Raw genomic sequence first — 15072 nt, forward strand, 5'->3', positions numbered from 1 at the left:
CGCCTGCGGGCGCGCGCCGTGCATCAGGCGAATTCCACTTCGACGTGGCCGTGCACGCTGCGGAACGCGGCATCGGCTGCGTCGATCACCTGCTGCTCCTGCTCGGCACTCAGCGGCACCGCGTCCAGCGCGGCGGTGAACTCACGCCAGTGGCGTGCCGCACCATCCGGGTGCGCGGCCAGGTGGCGGGCGCCGAAGTCACGGTCCAGCCCGAGCTTGGCGGCCATCTTGTAGAGAATGGTGCCGCCGAGGTTGGAGCCTTCGGCTACGTACAGCCAGCCAAGGGCGGCCGGCAGCGCCAGGTCCGAGGGCAGCGCGTCGATGTCCGCGCCTGGCAGGGTCTGCTCCAGGTCCTGCAGGTCGCGCGCGACCTGGGTCAGGCGGCGGCGCTCACCGAGATCGGGCAGCAGTGCGTCCAGCGCAGGGTTGGCATACAGCGCATCGATGCTGCGGTGGAACCGATACTGCACGCGCAGGAAACGGGCGAAATTACTGCGGTCGGCGAAGATGTCGCCGGCCATGATGCGCTTGTCCAGGGCACCGTGGCTGTCGCGGGTGGCGGCCTTGAGCCGCAGGCTGCGGCTGTCTTCGGGAGCGATGTGTGCGTTCATGGGGGATGCCAAGGGGGTCGTCGTGCTGTAGACGTTCGCCGCGGGGCTTTCCCCAAGGCCGTGTGCGCCGATAATGGACCATCCCTTCTTCCAGCAGGAACCGATGATGATCACCACCGAACCGCGCATGACCAACCTGTTCCTGCAGCTGGGCCTGGACGCCAGCGCCGAGGCCATCGCCCGTTTCATCCGCGAGCACCAGCTGGCCACCGACGTTGAAGTGGTCGAGGCCCCCTACTGGAACGATGCCCAGCGCCAGTTCCTGTCCGAATCGCTGCAGGCCGATGCGGCATGGAGCACGGTGGTGGATGAGCTGAACGAGTCGCTGCACGAAGATGCGGTGAAGGCTTCGACCGGGCTGTAAACAGACGCCGGGCATGGCCCGGCGCTGGCGATCACACGGCGGAAGCGGTGCGAACCAAGGTCCGCACCCACCGAGGGCGGTCGGAGCCCGATGGGGTCAGAGCCCTTTCCTCAGGAAAGGGATCCAACCCCACCGCCCATCCACGATCGGTCAGTACTTCCAGGTCAACGCCAGCCGCGCGGTGCGGCCCGGTGCCGGCATCACGCCCAGCGCCAGCGGGTCCAGGTAATAGCGGTCGGTCAGGTTGTCCACGCCTGCTTCCACCGACAGCTGGTCGTTGAAGCTCCAGCTGGCAAACAGGTCCACCAGCGTGGTTGGCCGGTACAGCTGCTGGATCGCCGACAGGCCCACGTTCCAGTCCTTGTCCAGCTTGCTGATCGGGCCGGCGTTGTGGACCACGCGGGTGCCGAAGGTCAGGCGCTCGTCGAACAGGCGCGAGCCCAGGGTCAGGTTGACCATGTAGCGCGGCGGATTCTGTGTATTGGTGTACGAACCCTCGAAGCCGCCGTCCACGCAGTTGGGCGTGTTGGCCAGTTCATCGTTCTTGCGCTGTGCACCATAGGCGCGGCGCTCTGCGGCGATGTCCGGCGCGCAGGTCTTGGCGTTGAAGTAGTAGTGCGCGGAAAGATCGGCAAACACCTTGCCGCTGTCATAGCTGGACTGGAACTCCATGCCCGAGACCTTGAACTGGTCGACGTTGCGGATCAGGCCCGCCGACAGCGTGCGGTAGTCACGGGTGATCAGGTCGTCGATGCGGGTATCGAAGTACGCCAGCTTCAGCGCCAGGCGGTCGCCGGCGGTGAACAGGTCGTAGCGGAGGGTGCTGGCACCGATTTCCCAGCTGCGCGCACGCTCCGGCTTCAGCTCGCCCACCGGCTTGGCGGCGGTGAACAGGCCCAGCGTGGTCTCGAACAGGCTCGGCAGCTTGGTGCCTTCGGCGTACTTCACGTAGACCATGGTGTCTTCGCTGAAGCGATAGGCCACGCTGGCCGTCGGCGAGAACGCGGTGTCACGACGGCGGATCGGCTGCGACCACGTCCAGCTGACCGGCACTTCCAGGTCCTGCGGCTTGCCGGCGTCGTAGAAGTTCCAGCCACCGATGTCGCCCACCGTGCCCTTCTTGTACGGTGAGGCCAGCAGTGATTCCTGGGTGAAGTTGCCGTTGGCGTCCGGGTACCAGTTCAGCAGCGCGATGCGCTTGGCCCGCCACGACGGCAGCGCCGGGTTGCCATTGAGCAGTTCGGTGTAACGGTACTGGCCCTGTACCTCATAGGCGTCGGGCGTGGCCAGGCGGTTGCGGTCATGCACATCCACGCGGTTCCAGCGTCCGCCGGCCAGCAGTTCCCAATGCTCATCGGGCTGCCACTTCAGCGAGGCCACGGCACTGTATTCCTTGCGCTCGGCGTTGCGCAGGAAGCGGTTGTTGACCAGATCGTCGTGCATGACCGGCCCCGAACTGCCCGGCGCGATGTCTTCATCGCTGTAGGACAGGCCGTAGTCCAGTGTGAACGCGCCGGCACGTGTGTCGAACTTCGAGGTGTTGCTGGCATCCAGGCCGAAGCGCTTCTGTCGCAGCGGATTGCGGTAGGCATCCTTGTAGCCGGGGTCGCCGCTGAAGCTGGGCGCGTCATACCACTCGGTGCGGCGGTCGAAGTACCACGGGGTGATGCCGGTCAGGCTGTTGTACATCACGCTGTCGGTATCGGTGTATGTGGCGTTGACACGCAGGTCGACCAGATCGCTGTCCGGATTGAAGCGGTAGCGCAGGGTGTAGCTGTCCATGTCGACATGGCCCGGGTCCCACTGCGGAATGCGATCGCGGTCGATGCGGATGATCTGCGAGGCCATGATCTCGCCGGCGGTGCCTTCGTAGCGGCGGTAGCCCGCTTCCAGCGTCTGCGCATCGTCGATGCGCCAGGTGCCCTTGAGCAGCGCCGACTTCGAACGCGACGAGGTGTTGAACACTTCGGTACGCGGCGGATTCAGCGGTGCCAGCGTGCGACGGGTCTGCGGGAAGTCGTCGTAACCGTGCTTGCCGGAGAAATAGTTGCCGTTGTCGCGGTAAGCATAGGCGGCGACCAGATCGAAGCGGTCCCAGTGACCGGCTGCGGCCACGTTGAAGAACTGGCTGCCGGTGGCGCTGCGATCGGAACGCGGCGCGGCGCTGTAGGACGGCAGGTTGTTGGCACTGGCGTTGGCCAGGCCGCCACGCACGCGCACGCCGAAGTCGCGGCCTTCGCGCAGCACGTCACCGATCTTCAGCGTCTCCATCTCGACCACGCCACCGATGCCACCGGAGGCGTTGGCCTGCAGGCTCGGGCCCTTGGTGATGGTCAGGCTGGAGATCAGGTCCGGGTCGAGGTAGGTGCGCTGTGACTGGCCGGCATAGCCGCGGTAGGTATCCATGCTGGACTGGCCGCCATCGATGATCACCGGCACGCGGCCCTGGCCCTGGATGCCGCGGATGTTGACGTCGAAGCCGTTGCCCACGCGCGGATCGCCGGCGGTGACGCCGGCCACGCCCTTGACGATGTCGCCATTGGAGGTGCCGCGGAAGCGTTCCAGGTGCGTGCGGTTGAGCGTGGTGGTGGAACCGACGCTGCGATAGCTGTCGAGCAGGCGCGCCTCATCGCTGGTCGCGCCACTGTCGACGCGGTCGCCGGCCACGCTGAGCGTGTCGGTGACGATCACACCGCTGTCGGCCTGCACCGGCGTCGCCGCTTCCAGAGTGACTGCATCTGCGCTGACCCGGCGCACCGCCAGGCCACTGCCCTGCAACAGCTGCTGCAGCGCCTCGTTGGCCGGCAGGCTGCCCTTGACCGCACGCGAGGTTACGCCCTGGGCCAGGGTGGCCGGATACACGACCTGCACGCCGGACTGGCGCATATAGCTGCGCAGCGCTTCATCCAGCGGCTGCGCTGGAATGTCGAAGCGCTGCACGGCAGCGTGGTTGCCGGTGGCGCTCTGTGCCAGCACGGACGGTGCGGCGCTGGCCAGGCCGGCGGCCAGCAGGGCGATGCACAGGCGGGACGGGCGCAGCGCGCGGCCCGGGCGGTGGGAGTCGAACATGGGGAACCTGTCAGGTAATCGGTGCCGCAGGCGCGGCGTCATCCGCAACACGGGCGGACACGGCGACGTACGTGGCGGCGGCGGGTACGTTCGCGGGGTAAGACGGTTGGGCGCCCTGCAACCCCAAGAGCGATTTGCGGTCGCGGCAGGTGCCGACCGACCGGTGGTCGTGGCGGGTGCCGACCGTTGGTCGGCACCCTGGGACCTTCATCCACGCAGGGCGTGGATCTACTGGTGAATGATGGCGACGCCAAGCGGCAGGCGGGTGACCTGCAGACCTGCTGTTGCCGCCAGTGCATCCAGCGCCTGCTCCGGGCGATCGATGCGCAATGCGGCACTCACCGCGGGTAGTCGCGACAGATCGCCGCGCACGAAGGTCGGGCCGGCGCGGTAACGCCCCACCCATTGCACGGCGTCGGCGACGCTGGCCTGCTCAAGCAGCAGCTCGCCCTGTCGCCACGCGCCGACGCTGTCGGCAGCCACATCCCGCAGACGCGTCACGCCGCTGTGCTCGCCATAGACCGCACGCTGGCCCACCTGCAGATAGGTCCAGCCACCGTCGGCCGGGCGGGCCACGCGCACCCTGCCCTGCCCGACCTGGGTTTCAACCTGGTCATCGCCGCGCGCGACGGTGAACGCGGTCGAGATGTCCTCGATCACGCCGTTGCCCGCACGCACGCTGAAACGTCGCTGCGCATCCGGGCTGACCTCGAACCAGGCACGCCCGCGCAGCAGCTCGATCTCGCGTGCATGTGCATTGAAGCGCACGGCAATCGCACTGTCCGCATCCAGCACTGCGCGGCTGCCATCGGGCAATTGCACGTTCTGCACGACGTGCGTGCTGCGATGGTCGGCCTGCAGCCGCAACCAGGCCTCCGGCCATGCCACCAGCATCGCCAGCGCGGCTGCACCGGCCATTGCCCAGCGCATTCGATGCGGCCGCGGGCGTTCGGCGGGCCGGACCTGCGGGCGTGGCCCGACACTGCGCCACAGCGCGCGCTCGTGTTCGAAGGCGCGTCGGTGCCCCGGTTGTGCCAGCCAGCGCTCGAACTCGTGCATGCGCCCTTCGCCGATGTCACCCGAGGCCAGCCACGCGATCCAGCCCCGGGCCTGTTCGGCCAGGGCATCGTCATTGGCGGCGGGCAGCGTGTTCGGCGGGCTCATCGGCTGGCGGACAGGCGCATTCAAGCGCGGGCGGAGGAACTAGACCGCATCCACGGTCCAGTGATCAAGACGTTTCAGCGAGGGCCAGCCCCAAGCCGGGGCCATCATCGGCCGCTGCGTGCCCAGGCCAGGCGCTGCAGGGCGGTGCGCACATGGTTCTCGACGGTCGTCACCGACACCACGAGGCGGCGGGCGATCTCGGCCTGGGTCAGGCCCTGCAGGCGGTTGAGCCGGAAGATGGTGCGGGTCGGCTCCGGCAGGTGCCCCGCTGCATCGAGCACCCGCTGCAGTTCGTCCTGTGCCATGGCCTGTTCCTCGGTCGAGATGACCTCGTCCGGCCCCCACAGGTAGTGGTCGGCCAGCAGGCGGTTGCGCCGGGTCGATTCGCGGCCGTGGTCGGTGGCCAGGTTGGCGGCCAGCCGGTACAGATAGGCCCGCGGGTTGTCGATGGCCTGGCTGTCGTCGACCCCTCGGGCCTTGAACCACACCGCCTGGATCACATCCTCGGCACCATTGTCTCCGCCGAGGATGCGCTGCACCCGGCGCAGCAGTGCCGGCCGCTCACGGATCAGCAGTTCGGTAAGGGAGGCGGCATTGGAGGACATGCGCGGAACCGGGACGACAGACGGAAGGCGCCGCGCATGCTACTCCGTTAATGAGAATCAGTCACGTTCGCATCAGTGGATGCAGCCGGTCAGCCCGTCATAGACGCTCTCCGACGTGCCGGGCAACGGATCATGCAGCGGATTACGGGCCGCCAGCGCCGCATGGAAGTCCTCAACCGGGGTGCCAGGCACCAGCGGCAGCCGGCATAGCCAGGTCGGTTGCCGGGCCACGATCGCACCGTCGTTCCGCGACACGGCCAGGTCACTGGCGGCAAATGCCCAGAGGCACTCACGCACCGTGCCGTGCACCGCATCCACTGAACACCGCAGGCGCAGCGCCTGGATGTCGCTGTACTCGCCCTCGCAGAAGGTGTCGCCGCAGATCCTGTCGAAGCCATGCTGCAACCGGCCTTCCAGGGCAAAGAAGCGGTCCCAGTTGGCTTCCTGGTGCGGGTAGTCGATCAGGTCCACGTAGGGAAAGGCCTGGGCGGCGGGCGCGATCAGCAGCGCGCAGAACAGGCCGAGTGACAGGGCGGATGGTTTCATGCGGGAACTCCTCGGGTAGGTGCATCCAGCCTGCACGCCCACGCCGCCCGGCCCCATCGGTCAACCCCGGCCCGCCGGGTCGGCGCCTTCCACGCCCTGCCGTCGGCCCCCTCCCCTGCACAGCGCCCGGCAAAGGCATAAAATGGGGGGCTATCCGTCTATATCCCCCACCTGGAGCACACCATGGGTCTGGAACTCGTCTCGCCCGGCAAGAACCCGCCGGAAGAAATCAACGTCATCATCGAGATCCCGAAGGACTCGGAGCCGGTGAAGTACGAAGTGGACAAGGAAACCGGCGCGATCTTCGTCGACCGCATCCTGTCCACCCCGATGCGCTACCCCTGCAACTACGGCTACGTGCCGAGCACCCTGTGCGGCGACGGCGATCCGGCCGACGTGCTGGTGGTGCTGCCGCTGCCGCTGGTGCCGGGCTCGGTCGTGCGCTGCCGTCCGGTCGGCGTGCTGAAGATGAGCGATGAGGCGGGCAGCGACGAGAAGATCCTGGCCGTGCCGGTGTCGAAGATCTTCAGTGGCTACGCCCACGTCGAAGACATCGCCCAGGTGTCCAGCCACTGGCTGGAGCGCATCGGCCACTTCTTCGAGCACTACAAGGACCTGGAGAAGGGCAAGTGGGTCAAGCTCGACGGTTGGGGCGGCGCCGCTGAGGCCAAGCAGATCCTGATCGAGGCGCACCAGCGCCATCTCGACAGCAAGGCCTGAGCCTGAACCGGATCGCTCCGGCGGCACCCCGCCGGAGCGATGCGGGTCACGTTTCATGACGACGGCACATCACTCTTGCCGCCGTATTAGGTAAATTGCGTCACTTCACACGTCGTCGACATCCATCGTCGAGACAGCCAGGGGAATGTGTCGTGCGTATTCTGCTTGTTGGGGATGCAGCCAGCCTGCCGGCTGAGCTGACCGAATTCATTGCCGATCTTGGGGAAGACTGGCAGCCGCTGACCGCCACCGATGGCCAGACCGCGATGACCGCGGTGGCCACGCAGGGCGTGGATGCGGTGATCGTCTGCCCGCAACTGCCGGATCTCAATGCCACCACGCTGCTTGGCCAGATCCGGACCTTGCGCCCGGAAACCATCCGCATTGCGCTGGTGGACGCCCAGCACGGCAACCGGCCGCCGCCGGCACGCCTGATCGGCGTGGCCCACCGCTTCCTGCCGTTGCCGCTGGCACCGGAAGTGTTGCTGGAAGCGCTGACCAGCCTGGAAGAGCTGCGTGAAGTGCTGGACAGCCCACGCCTGCGCGACGCCATCGGCCGTATCGAGAAGCTGCCCTCGCCGCCGCACCTGTACCTGAGCCTGACCCAGGCACTGGAACATGACGACGACGCCGACAGCGCCGACGTCGCCAAGCTGGTGGCGGCCGATCCGGCCATCGCCGCCAAGGTGCTGCAACTGTCGAATTCGGCGTTCTTCAGCCAGGGTCGCACCATTGCCGACCTGCGCACCGCCGTGACCCGCCTCGGCCTGTCGACGCTGCGCGATCTGGTACTGGCCAGCGAGGTGTTCTCGGCACCGACACTGTCCACGGCCGAGCGCAATTCACTGCAGCAGCGCGCCCTGCTCGCCTCGCGGCTGGCGGCACGCCTGCTGCCCGAATCCAGCGCCGAACTGGGCGCGACCGCCGCGCTGCTGGCCGACATCGGCCTGCTGCTGCCCGGCGTGCGCAACGAGCGCAGCGAACCGTCGCTGGCCGGTGACACCCGCCCGGGCCACGCCGAAGCCGGTGCCTATCTGCTCGGCCTGTGGGGCCTGCCGATGCCGATCATCGAAGCGGTCGCGTTCCATCTGCAGCCGCAGCGTGCCAATACGCGCAGCTTCTGGGTGACCGGCGCGGTGCACGTGGCACTGGCACTGGTCAATGGTGATCCGGTGGACGAGGACTACCTGCAGCGCGCAGGTGTTCTCAACAGGCTGCCGCAGTGGCGGGAGCATGCCAACAGCCTGATGGGACTGGTACCCAGCGAGACCTGAGCTGTCAACGCAGGAAGAACCTCGAAGGCGCGCCCAAAGGCGCGCCTTTTTTGCATCAGCGCGCGCCGCAGGCATCCTGCACGCAGTGGCGATACTGCAGATCGCACAGGACCTTCGACTTGCCTGCAGCCAGGCATTCCTGACGCAGCTCCTCGCAGTACAGCCCGCCCCCACAGACGCCACCGGTCTGGGCAAACACCGCACCCACCAATGTTGCATAGATCAGTGCAGCAGCAGACAGTTTGTGCAACAGCGTGCTCTTCATCGCTCTCTCCATGTGCAAGGGTCCGCAAGTGGACCCAGCAACTGTGTTGATTGCGACACGACAGGAACGTGACCTCCCTCACCTTCCAAGATATTTCGGAATTCCCCTACAAAGAAAGAGGGCGGACCTTGCGGTCCGCCCTCCTGGTACTGCTGTCGCACTTCGAACTATCAGAAGCGCTGGGTGTACTTCATGTACAGGAAGCGACCGACGTCGAAGCCACCGTAGTAGGCGAAGCTCGAGTTCGGCGCCGAGTACTGCAGCGCACCGCGGTGATCGAACACGTTGTTCGCACCCAGGGCGATGGTGGCATCCCACGGAGCCTTCCAGCTGACCTGCACATCGTGGAAGGTGTTGGAGCCGGTGTGGCGCAGCGGATCCGGCTCACCATTGGCGTAGTGGTTCGGAGCGTCGCACCATGCGTCGTCGATGCAGCTTTCCTTCATGCCCGAGTAGTAGCGGGCAGTCCAGTTGACGCCGAAGTCACCCAGCTCCCAGTTGACACCCAGGTTCGAACGGACGCGGAACAGGCCCGGCTCACCAACGCGACCGATGGTGATGTTCTCACCCTTCTTGTTCTGGCCGGCTTCGTCGTACTTGGCCAGGTAGCTGGTCTGCCAGTCGATGCTGAACTTGCCGATCGACAGTTCCGGCAGGCGGTACTTGACACCCAGATCGTAGCCTTCGGTCTCCATCGAGCCGAGGTTGGCCAGGCCGTAGGTCAGTGCCTCGATATGGCCATCAGCGGCACGGGTGACGCCTTCGCAGCGAGCTGCGTTGCCCAGCACGTAGCAGTCACGCAGGATGCGATCAACGCTGTCAGCGATGATCATGTTCTTCAGCTCGTAGCGGTACCAGTCGAGCGAGATGTCCAGGCCCTGCACCCAACGCGGGCTCCAGACCAGGCCAACCGTCTTGCTCTTGGAGGTTTCCGGCTTCAGAGCCGAATTCGAACCGCTGACGAACTGGTCCGGGGTCGCGCACGGGAAGGTGCTGCAAGGCGCGAAGCCCTGGCCGACCTGCACGTAGTTGGCCGGCACGCCAGCCGCGGCGCAGGCAGCATTGCCAGCGACGTTGCCCGGCGAGGTCGAACCGCACGGATCGGTATAACGCTCGAAGCTCGAGTTGGTGCCGCCGTACAGATCGTCAACGGTCGGTGCGCGGAAGCCTTCTGCGTAGGTACCGCGGACCAGCAGTTCGTCGATCGGGCGCCACACCAGGCCGAACTTCGAGTTGATCGTGTCACCGAAGTTGCTGTAGTCAGAGTAGCGGCTTGCGACGTTGAAGGTCAGTTCCTTGGCAAACGGCAGGTCCGACAGGATCGGCACGTTCAGTTCCAGGTAGAACTCATCCAGCGAGTAGTTGCCCGAGGTGGTGGTCGACGCCAGGCCGGTCGACTGGCCCGACTGACGGAAGGCGTCCGGCACGAAGCGGCCTTCTTCCTTGCGGTGCTCGTAGCCCATGGCCACACCCAGGTCACCGGCCGGCAGCTCGAACAGCGAACCGGACAGGTTGGCGGTGTAGCTGGTGGTCTTGGTCACACCAGTGTCGGTGTAGGTCGGGAACAGGAAGTTCTGCAGATCACGGTCGGCAAGCGAGCCCTGGCCGTTGACGCCGTAAGGCAGCAGCGGGTTCCACGGGCGACACTGGCTCAGCGGGATCGGATTGGCGGCGGTCCCGCACTGAGCAACGCCCTGGCCGTTGATGAACGACTTGCCAAGTGCCTGCTCGGAAGCGATCAGGCTCATGTCGCCGTAGCCGGTCTTGGTCAGCTCGTTGCGGTTCCACAGCGCGCCAACGTCCCAGTCCCAGGTCTTGCCGGCAAACTCGAAGAAGCCACTCAGGCTCGGCGCGAAGCGCAGGGTCTTGAGGTCGCTCTTGGTGGTACGCGGCACTTCCCACAGGCGGCGACGGAACTCAACGTCCTGGCCGATCGGGTTGAACGCGCTGTCCTTCGACAGCGGGGTACCGAACGACAGCGACTGGTACGGGTAACCCGCGATCTGCTGGTCGGTGGTGCGCTGGTTGTACAGCACGTCAGCATTGAAGGTGATCGAATCAGCCAGATCGTAGCTGCCGTTGACATACACGGACTTACGCTCGATGCCGGTCTGCACCATCATCTGCTGGTTGGCGTTGGAGTACTCGGCCGGAGTCAGCAGGTGGTAGTCGGCCGCATTCTTCGGGTCACCGCCCGGATTCAGGGTCTTCCACTCCGGCTGCGGCTGGCCTGCAGCGCGCGGCTTGCAGTCGCCCCACACGCGCGGGTCGCACCAGGTGCTGTTCTGGCTCAGCGGGCTCCAGTCGGCAGAGGTCGAATTCGGGCCCAGGCCGCCGTCGCGGCTGAACCAACGATCCTTCGCCCACACCGGATCCTGCTTGGAGTACTCGGCCGACAGGGTCACGCCGCCACGCTCGCCTTCAGAGCCGAGGGTGAACGAGTAGGTGTTGGTGTCGCCGTCGCCGCGGCCGTACTGGCCAACGTAGACGCTGGCTTCAGCACCATCGAAGCGCTTGCGGGTGATCACATTGACCACGCCAGCAATGGCGTCCGAACCGTAGATGGCGGAGGCGCCATCCTTCAGCACTTCGATGCGCTCGACGGCGGCCATCGGAATCTGGCTCAGATCCTGGTAGCCGGCAGTGGTCGCGCCCAGGCGCTTGCCGTTCATCAGCACCAGGGTGCGCTGCGCGCCAAGGTTGCGCAGGTCGACGTAGTAGCCGCCAACGTTTTCGCCGGAGGACAGCGAGTCCGCGCGGGAAATGGCCGGCGAACCTGCCGAGGTCAGGTTCTGCAGGACATCGGCGACGGTGGTGTAGCCCTGCTTTTCCAGGTTCTCACGGCTCAGCGTGAGGACCGGCTGCTGGGTCTCCATCGAGGCGCCGCGGATGCGCGAGCCCGTGATTTCGATGCGATCCAGGGTGGTCGCATCCTTTGCTTCCTGCGCAGAAGCAAAGGCGGGCGTCAGCGCCAACGCAATGCCAGCCGGCAGAAGGCCCAGCCGCACTGCGGGATTACGAACGTTCATCTATCTCTCCAAGGTACGTGTTAGCAGCGTGTTAAAACACCCCAGCACGTTACGATTGCGTTGCAGCGCTGTATTTGCGCGAGCCAACCGGAGACTTTGCAGATTGTGGCGGCAGCAAGCCGCCGTTTTCCCTGAAGCGCGATGCGGACTGGCCGTAGCGGGCGCGGAACGCACGCGCGAAGCTGCAGCAGTTGTCGAAGCCACTGGCCGCAGCGACCTCGCCAACCATCATGTCGGTGTCCCGCAGCAGGTCGGCCGCCCTTTCCAGGCGCAAACGTGCTGAAAGCGACTGCGGACTTTCCTCGTACAGGCTCTGGAAGGTCTTGGAGAGATACCAGCTGGAGAAGTTGGTCAGCTCGGCCAGTTCACCGATGCGCACCACGCGGTGGCTGTTGCCTTCCAGGTACAGGCGGGCGCGCTGCATGCGGCCGAATACCTGGCGCTTGCGGCTGCGCGAGCGACCCGGGCAACGCTGCACGTTGTCGGCCAGCCCACGCTGCAGGCCCGCCAGATGCAGCAGCAGCGGGCGCAGTGCCTGTGCCGGCTGGCCACTGGCCAACGCATCGCGCCACAGGCGCAGCGCAACGCGGGCATCGCCACGGCTCATGCGGCCACGCCCGGCGTACAGGCCGCAGTCGGCCATCTCGGCCAGCACGCGCAGTGCTTCGACAGTCAGGTTCAGGCCAACGCACAAGCCGTTGCGGCCTGCCTGCACCAGCGGCCGCGACTCTTTCTCGAAGGCGATCCACTCGCCCTGGCGCAAGCGGAAGCGTCCTTCCTTGGCTTCCACCCAGGAGCTGCCGCGCACCTGCATCCACACAGTGAAGCTGCTGCCTGCGGTCTGCAGGCTGCCGAGCCGGGCCACGCCCAGGCAGGTCGGCGCAGCATCGTCGAGCGACCGGTCCAGAGAGACGGTTTGGCCGCGATCGGCCAGCGAGAGTTGACGCATGGGGGCACCACGGTTTGCCTAGTACAGGCCTCCGTTTTGCCAAATCAGGCGGCACCACGTCAGGAAAGTCAGACGAGATCGCCACGAATTCGCGGCGAGGTCGCCACGAAGAAATTACGAAGGCCCATTTCCGTTGAACAACAACAACTTGGAGAACGCCGGAAGCAGCGTCGGCGAGCGCTCGGGCAAGCGCATCACGCCGATGTCGGCACCGTCGCTGACCGCCATTGCCACGAACAGCGTGTGCCCATCGGCGCCGGCACTCAGCCCGTTGCCGGCACTGAGGCGTTCCGCATCCAGGCAGCGTTCCGGCTCCTCGCGCCCGGCCTGGATCAGCACCAGTGTCGTGCCACAACGGGTGGACGTACCGAGGTAGCCGATCGCGTTGCTGCCGGCCACGGTCCAGGCACGGTACCGCCACCGGCTGGGCCGGTCATCGCTGATCTGCTGCACGCTTGCCGGTGCCAACGCCGCATCCACCGACCACAGGCCTCCTGCGGCCAGGCGGGTGAACAGCACACGCCCGCTGCTGCGATCGAACCGCGCCTGCGAAACACCGTCGATGCTGGCCAGGCGGCGCCAGGGCTGCACGCTTCGATCAAACAGGCTCAGCCGGGTCTGTTGCTGGTCATCGCGCTCGACCACCAGCAGCTGGTCCGGGCGTGCCCCGTACAGTGCCTGCAGCGGCTGCTCCGACGGGACAGGCAACGGCTGGACGCGTTCGTCACGTGGGGCGATCTCATAGACCACTGTGCGTCCGTGCTCGTCGCGCCCCACCACCAGCAACCGGCGGCTGTCGGCCGACCAGTCCGGTGCCTGACGTGCCTCGGGCCGCAAGCCTTCGATCGGCCGCAGCGAATCGGGGCGCTCCATGTCCGCCCACCACAGCGCGAAGCTGCCTGAACGATCGGACGTGAACACCAGTTGGCGTCCATCCGGCGCCGCCATCGGCTGCCCATCCCGGCCACTGGACGCAAACAAGCGCTGCGGCGGCGAGCCGCCCTCCATCGGCACCTTGAAGATGCCGAACTGCGCGCGCCGATGGACGAAGGCCAGCATGCCCGCGCGGCGCGCAGTGGCCGGCCACTGTGCGTCGTCGAGCCCGGCATCGCGCAGCGTGCGGCTCTCGACGTCCAGGTAGTACAGGCGCACTTCACTGTCGACACGGCGTCCAAACACGATCGTCCGGCCATCACGCAACCAGGCCCAGCCACGCAGTTCAGCGGCCTCGCTGGTCAGCTGCTCGGGCGTGCCCCCCGCTGCCGGCATGCGCCACAGGTCGCCCAGCTGCGGATTGCGCACGAACACCAGCCACTTGCCATCAGGCGAGTAGCGCGGCGCATAGTCGAAGTCATCCTCGGCAACACCGTAGTCCAGCGCCTCCCATTGGCCACTGGCCAGATCGAGCTTGCGGATGCCCCGATGGGCATAGCGCCCCACCATGCTGCCGAACACCAGGCCACGGCCGTCCGGCGTCCAGTCGAAACTGAGCAGCTCGGTGCCATCGCACCGCGTGGCCTGGCGCAGGGCACCACCGGTCGCGCTGGCGATCAGCACCTGGCAGCCGCCGTTGTTGCTGAACCGCGCGAAGGCGATCTCGCGTCCATCCGGCGACCAGCTTGGGAAGCGGTCAACCGAGCCGGCCGGCGGAGCCAGCAGCTGCCGCGCTGGCGCGTTGCCGGAGGTCTGTACCTTGATCGCCCCACCCCCTTGCCCGTCTTCGTTGGCGCCTTCATAGGCCACCAACGAACCATCGGGTGAAAGCGTGGGATAGGTTTCAAAACCGCTGGTTGCGGTGATCAACCGATAGGGACGCTGCGGGCTGCCGATCACGCGCGTGCCGTTCTCCACGGCCGCATCCACCGCTGAACTGCTGGCCGGTGCCCGCCGCAGCAGCAGCGCGGCCAGCACCACCACCGTGGCCAGCATCAGCACGCCCAGCACCAGCAGCACGCGCCGGCGGACATGGCGCCAGCGGCGGCGCGATGCCTGCACGTGTGCCGGCATCTCCTCGGCGATGCCCATCACCGGTTGCACGTCCGCGATTCCGTCATCGGCTTCTGAGGACGGTGCCGCCTCGACATCGTCCAGTACCTGCACCGGCACCAGCAGGCGATAGCCGGTCTTGGCGATGGTCTCGATATAGGCCTGGCCGTTGTCGTCGTCGTTGCTGAACGCCTTGCGCAGCTGGGTGACGGCCTGGGTAAGCACATCATTGGTCGGCAGCGTGTCCGGCCAGACTTCCGCGAACAGTTCATCGCGGGTGACAACACGCCCGGGCTGGCGCAGCAGTACACGCAGCACGCCCAGCGCCTTCGGCGTCAGCCGACGCGGGCGACGCGCACCGACGACCTCGACTTCTCGCGAGGACAGAGTGACAGTGCACTCTCCGATCCGGATCCGATCGAATCCGGGGGGCTGGTTTTCACTGCTGTTCATTTTCCGCTACACAGTAGAGACAGGTCCGGGGCAGCGT

Annotated in this window: 12 protein-coding genes; 3 read left to right on the forward strand and 9 right to left on the reverse strand. The window is 66.5% G+C overall.

What is annotated here, in order from left to right:
* Positions 1-23: 23 nt before the first annotated feature.
* On the reverse strand, positions 24-611 hold the full coding sequence (locus AC5QAH_RS13515) for a biliverdin-producing heme oxygenase (protein WP_053443478.1): 588 nt from the start codon (positions 609-611) through the stop codon (positions 24-26).
* Positions 612-717: 106 nt separating this feature from the next.
* On the opposite strand from AC5QAH_RS13515, the gene AC5QAH_RS13520 reads away from it, so the two are divergent.
* Complete coding sequence (locus AC5QAH_RS13520; RefSeq protein WP_029550886.1) at positions 718-975, forward strand: DUF2789 domain-containing protein; 258 nt, start codon at positions 718-720, stop codon at positions 973-975.
* Between the two features lie 150 nt (positions 976-1125).
* Here AC5QAH_RS13520 and AC5QAH_RS13525 read toward each other — a convergent pair whose 3' ends face one another.
* The 4 genes from AC5QAH_RS13525 to AC5QAH_RS13540 all read right to left on the reverse strand — a co-directional run bounded on the left by AC5QAH_RS13525 (position 1126) and on the right by AC5QAH_RS13540 (position 6359).
* Complete coding sequence (locus tag AC5QAH_RS13525) at positions 1126-4044, reverse strand: TonB-dependent receptor (RefSeq protein ID WP_495232397.1); 2919 nt, start codon at positions 4042-4044, stop codon at positions 1126-1128.
* 228 nt (positions 4045-4272) lie between these two features.
* Positions 4273-5208 (reverse strand): FecR domain-containing protein, encoded by a 936-nt coding sequence (locus AC5QAH_RS13530; protein ID WP_049453638.1) that lies wholly within the window; start codon positions 5206-5208, stop codon positions 4273-4275.
* 104 nt (positions 5209-5312) lie between these two features.
* On the reverse strand, positions 5313-5813 hold the full coding sequence (locus AC5QAH_RS13535) for an RNA polymerase sigma factor (protein ID WP_495232398.1): 501 nt from the start codon (positions 5811-5813) through the stop codon (positions 5313-5315).
* A 72-nt stretch (positions 5814-5885) separates the two neighbouring features.
* Positions 5886-6359: a hypothetical protein gene (locus AC5QAH_RS13540; protein ID WP_019338799.1), complete on the reverse strand. Its 474-nt coding sequence runs from the start codon at positions 6357-6359 to the stop codon at positions 5886-5888.
* Positions 6360-6542: 183 nt separating this feature from the next.
* On the opposite strand from AC5QAH_RS13540, the gene ppa reads away from it, so the two are divergent.
* Together ppa and AC5QAH_RS13550 are read left to right on the forward strand one after the other, a co-directional pair.
* A complete protein-coding gene (gene ppa / locus AC5QAH_RS13545) occupies positions 6543-7079 on the forward strand; it encodes an inorganic diphosphatase (RefSeq protein ID WP_005410935.1) in 537 nt (178 codons plus the stop codon).
* A gap of 152 nt (positions 7080-7231) precedes the next feature.
* A complete protein-coding gene (locus AC5QAH_RS13550) occupies positions 7232-8353 on the forward strand; it encodes an HDOD domain-containing protein (protein WP_049437215.1) in 1122 nt (373 codons plus the stop codon).
* 55 nt (positions 8354-8408) lie between these two features.
* Here AC5QAH_RS13550 and AC5QAH_RS13555 read toward each other — a convergent pair whose 3' ends face one another.
* The 4 genes from AC5QAH_RS13555 to AC5QAH_RS13570 all read right to left on the reverse strand — a co-directional run bounded on the left by AC5QAH_RS13555 (position 8409) and on the right by AC5QAH_RS13570 (position 15035).
* Complete coding sequence (locus AC5QAH_RS13555; protein WP_010483987.1) at positions 8409-8618, reverse strand: hypothetical protein; 210 nt, start codon at positions 8616-8618, stop codon at positions 8409-8411.
* A 170-nt stretch (positions 8619-8788) separates the two neighbouring features.
* Complete coding sequence (locus AC5QAH_RS13560; RefSeq protein ID WP_010483986.1) at positions 8789-11647, reverse strand: TonB-dependent receptor; 2859 nt, start codon at positions 11645-11647, stop codon at positions 8789-8791.
* Positions 11648-11696: 49 nt separating this feature from the next.
* Complete coding sequence (locus tag AC5QAH_RS13565; RefSeq protein WP_010483985.1) at positions 11697-12596, reverse strand: helix-turn-helix transcriptional regulator; 900 nt, start codon at positions 12594-12596, stop codon at positions 11697-11699.
* 114 nt (positions 12597-12710) lie between these two features.
* Positions 12711-15035 (reverse strand): winged helix-turn-helix domain-containing protein, encoded by a 2325-nt coding sequence (locus AC5QAH_RS13570; protein ID WP_029379901.1) that lies wholly within the window; start codon positions 15033-15035, stop codon positions 12711-12713.
* Positions 15036-15072: the final 37 nt, after the last annotated feature.

Source organism: Stenotrophomonas sp. YJH_SMC_43 (assembly GCF_059372535.1).

Excerpts from the sequence above, each read along its gene's own strand:
- AC5QAH_RS13515 (WP_053443478.1), bottom strand. The coding sequence starts at position 611 with ATGAACGCACACATCGCTCCCGAAGACAGCCGCAGCCTGCGGCTCAAG.
- AC5QAH_RS13520 (WP_029550886.1), top strand. The coding sequence starts at position 718 with ATGATCACCACCGAACCGCGCATGACCAACCTGTTCCTGCAGCTGGGC.
- AC5QAH_RS13525 (WP_495232397.1), bottom strand. The coding sequence starts at position 4,044 with ATGTTCGACTCCCACCGCCCGGGCCGCGCGCTGCGCCCGTCCCGCCTG.
- AC5QAH_RS13530 (WP_049453638.1), bottom strand. The coding sequence starts at position 5,208 with ATGAGCCCGCCGAACACGCTGCCCGCCGCCAATGACGATGCCCTGGCC.
- AC5QAH_RS13535 (WP_495232398.1), bottom strand. The coding sequence starts at position 5,813 with ATGTCCTCCAATGCCGCCTCCCTTACCGAACTGCTGATCCGTGAGCGG.
- AC5QAH_RS13540 (WP_019338799.1), bottom strand. The coding sequence starts at position 6,359 with ATGAAACCATCCGCCCTGTCACTCGGCCTGTTCTGCGCGCTGCTGATC.
- ppa (WP_005410935.1), top strand. The coding sequence starts at position 6,543 with ATGGGTCTGGAACTCGTCTCGCCCGGCAAGAACCCGCCGGAAGAAATC.
- AC5QAH_RS13555 (WP_010483987.1), bottom strand. The coding sequence starts at position 8,618 with ATGAAGAGCACGCTGTTGCACAAACTGTCTGCTGCTGCACTGATCTAT.
- AC5QAH_RS13560 (WP_010483986.1), bottom strand. The coding sequence starts at position 11,647 with ATGAACGTTCGTAATCCCGCAGTGCGGCTGGGCCTTCTGCCGGCTGGC.
- AC5QAH_RS13565 (WP_010483985.1), bottom strand. The coding sequence starts at position 12,596 with ATGCGTCAACTCTCGCTGGCCGATCGCGGCCAAACCGTCTCTCTGGAC.
- AC5QAH_RS13570 (WP_029379901.1), bottom strand. The coding sequence starts at position 15,035 with ATGAACAGCAGTGAAAACCAGCCCCCCGGATTCGATCGGATCCGGATC.